Source organism: Bradyrhizobium sp. P5_C11_2, from assembly GCF_054049755.1.
Genome location: NZ_JBFULT010000720.1, coordinates 1 through 3,143, shown reverse-complemented (window position 1 = coordinate 3,143; position 3,143 = coordinate 1). Strand labels below are relative to the sequence as shown.

3 protein-coding genes and 1 pseudogene are annotated in these 3,143 nt (G+C 64.1%); 2 read left to right on the top strand and 2 right to left on the bottom strand.

The window, feature by feature from the left end:
* Positions 1-857: pseudogene (locus tag ACXJL8_RS37510) on the top strand (hypothetical protein); the annotation flags it as partial.
* A 27-nt stretch (positions 858-884) separates the two neighbouring features.
* Entirely contained in the window at positions 885-1,049 is a 165-nt protein-coding gene (locus ACXJL8_RS37505) for a hypothetical protein (RefSeq protein WP_456622585.1), read from the top strand.
* A 187-nt stretch (positions 1,050-1,236) separates the two neighbouring features.
* Here ACXJL8_RS37505 and ACXJL8_RS37500 read toward each other — a convergent pair whose 3' ends face one another.
* A complete protein-coding gene (locus ACXJL8_RS37500; protein WP_456622584.1) occupies positions 1,237-1,884 on the bottom strand; it encodes a glutathione S-transferase family protein in 648 nt (215 codons plus the stop codon).
* Between the two features lie 197 nt (positions 1,885-2,081).
* Positions 2,082-3,143: CaiB/BaiF CoA transferase family protein (locus tag ACXJL8_RS37495; RefSeq protein ID WP_456686656.1), on the bottom strand; the 1,062-nt coding region annotated here is incomplete at its 5' end.

The following is a 3,143-nucleotide window of genomic DNA, read 5'->3' as shown; positions in this document are numbered from 1 at the left end:
CCAACATCCAGATCTCGATCGCGCCGAAATCGGCGCTGCACGATTTCCGCTCCGACTATCTCCTGAAAGTGTTCAAGTACGACGCCGCCACGAAGCGTTTCGAGGAATCGACGCTGGAGAACCAGATCGATCGTGACCGCATCCGCGCGGACGATACGCTCCGGCGCGACTTCAAGGCCTGGCTGCTCGCGCCGGAGAACCTTCGCGCGTTCGATCGCGGTACGGTGCTGATCCCCGAAAAATTCCTGGCCAAAGCCGCAATCGCGCCGACGCCGGCGGGCTTCGATGCATCGGACTTGCAGCCGGAATTCGGGATGATGCAGGGGGAGGACAAGAGCAAGGGCGATCCCGTCTTCACCGACGACGATGTCGTCGGCGCGCTGAAGCAGGCTGCCGCGCGCGGTATCGACATGCAGAATGTCCGCTCGGTCGCCGGCTTCCAGCGCCGCCTCAACGACGTCACCTGCTCGGGCTGCCACCAGACCCGCGGCATCGGCGGCTTTCATTTCCCGGGCGTGGATTGGCTTGCGGACAAGCCCTCCAATTCCACCATCGTGCCGGCCTCGCCGCACTTCTTCGGCGACCAGCTCCGCCGCCGCGACATCTTGACCTCATTTGCCGCGGGCAAACGCCCTGATTTCTCTCGCGGTTTTTCCAGCCGCCCGCAAACCCGCGGCAGCCCGGAGCTGGCCGGGACCGAGTACCAGGACGGCTGGGGCGCGCATTGTTATCTGCAGAATCCGGGATCGGGGGCGGCCGACAAGAGTTTTACGTCATGGACCTGTGCTAAAGGTCTCACCTGTCAGGCTGCCGCGGCCTCGAGCCGCATCGGCATGTGCTTCATCAAGACGCGTTAGGCCGCCTCCAACCGGTTTGGATTCCCCATGACGGACACGAGTGACGCCGACAAGAAGCGCAATCGCGAGATCGCGCGCAATGAGGAAGCCAAGCAGGTCACCGGCAGCATCCGCGTCAGCACCTGGGCGGTCGCGGTGGTCGTCATCGTCGGCGGAATTCTGTTCACGCTCGGCTGGCTGGCGTTGCGGTAGTTGGACGCGAAGATTTCCTTTCGCCTCTCCCCGCGTGCGGGGAGAGGCCGGAATGCGCGCGAAGCGCGGATTCCGGGTGAGGGGGCTCTCCGCGAGTCCGACTCTCACCGAATTTGCGGAGGCAGCCCCTCACCCCAACCCTCTCCCCGTAAGAACGGGGAGAGGGAGAAGAGAGAGCGTCGCGCCCTCACTTCGCGTAGTTCGTCATCCGCTTGCCGGGCAGCAGGTCATAGGCCGATTTCCAGCCGGGCAGCGCCGCCATACGGCCGAGCCAGGCGTGGATGGCGGGATGGCTTTCCGCGAAATCAAAGCCGTGCTCGTCGCTCGGATAGTGCAGATAGGCCATCATCGAGATATCGGCGACCGTCGGCCGCGCACCGATCGCGAAGGCATTGTGCTGGAGGTGCCCGTCGAGGATGTCGAGGAAGTCGTCGAGCCGCCGGCGGAAGTGCTTCAACACCTGCGGATCGTTGCTTTGCGTAAACGCCCGCATGAAGCGGTAGGTCGCCATGTAGCCGGTGAGCTTGTGGTTGTCCCAGAACAGCCAGCGCAACAGCTCGAACTGTTCCTCCTCCGTCTCGGCGCCAAAACGCCCGTATTGGTCGGCAAGCTTGAGCAGGAGGGGCGCGGTCTGCGTCATCTTCACGCCATCGACCTCGAGCACCGGGATCTCGCCCATCTCGTTCACGGTCTTGCGCCACTCCGGCGTGCGGGTGACGCCGCCGCCGAAATCGGTCCAGACCGGCTCGAACCTCTCGCCGCACAGCGTCAGCATCAGCGCCAGCTTGTAGCTGTTGCCGGATTCGGGGAAGTAGTGCAGGCGATAGCTGGGCATGGGACCTCACGGCGACGGTAGTTGTGGAGGCAAAGCTATCACGTCATCGTCGTCCCGGCGAAGGCCGGGACCCATAGCCACCGAAYKTGGTTTGGCGAAGACTYGGAGTTGCCGGCTTTGCGCGACAACTCTCACTCTGGGATATGGGTCCCGGCCTTCGCCGGGACGACGGCGGAGTATGTGGCGCCAGCGCGCCCTTACCCCACCGCCCCCGAACCCCGCAGCTGCTTGATCGCCGCCTCGTCGTATCCCGCCCCGCGCAAAATCTCGTCACTGTGCTCGCCGACGCCGGGCGGCTTGCGCGGTTGCACCTTTTTGGTGCCGTCGATCCAGATCGGGCTCGAGATGGTCAGCATGGTGTCGTTCTCGAACGGCACCAGCACTTCGTTGTCGAGCATCTGCTTGTCATTCGGGATGTCGTCGAGAATTCCGACGATGCCGAACACCAACCCGTTGCCGTCGAGGATTTTTCGCCATTCGGCGAGATCCTTGGTAGCGAAGGTCTCGTCAAAGATCTTGATCAGCTCGACCGAGCGGGCGTGACGGTCGGCCTTTGTGGCAAAGCGTGGATCGGCGATCAAATCCTCGCGTCCGAGGCATTTGGCCAGCGTCGGAAACTGCTTCTCCTCGCTCAGCAGCGACAGGATCAGCCAGCGGCCGTCCTTGCACTGATAGTGGTTGGCGACAGCGTTGAGCGCGCGCTCGCGCGGCCGCCTCTCGGCGAATTTGGCGCCGCTGAGCTTGGCCTGCGCCAGCGTGCCCGCGGCCCACACCCCGTTCGCCATCAGATTGGAGGCGACATGCGAGCCCTTGCCGGTCTTCTCGCGCTGATACAGCGCGGTGACGATCGCACTGTACAGGGCCATGGCGCAGGGATGGTCGCCCATGCCTGCGACCGAACGGGCCGGCGTGGTGTCGATGTCGGCGCGGACCAGGTCCATCAGGCCGGAGCGCGCCCAATAGGCGTTGCTGTCGAAGCCGGGCTTGTTGGCCTCCTCGCCCTTCTCGCCATAGCCGGTGAAGGAGGCGTAGATCAGCCGGTCGTTGAGATGGGCGAGGTGGTCATAGGTGATGCCGAGCTTGGCGCGCACCGGCGGCGGCATGTTGGTGATGAAGACGTCGGTCTCTTCCACCAGCTTGTAGAGCACGGCCTGCGCCTCCGGCTTGGAGAGGTCGAGCGCGATGCTCTTCTTGTTGCGGGCCTCCAGCAGCCAGGCGTAATTGTGTTCGCTGCTCGGATAGCCCGGAATGTTGGGCAG

What these genes read in the sequence shown, in the direction of transcription:
- ACXJL8_RS37505 (WP_456622585.1), top strand. Translation starts at nt 885, where the DNA reads ATGACGGACACGAGTGACGCCGACAAGAAGCGCAATCGCGAGATCGCG.
- ACXJL8_RS37500 (WP_456622584.1), bottom strand. Translation starts at nt 1,884, where the DNA reads ATGCCCAGCTATCGCCTGCACTACTTCCCCGAATCCGGCAACAGCTAC.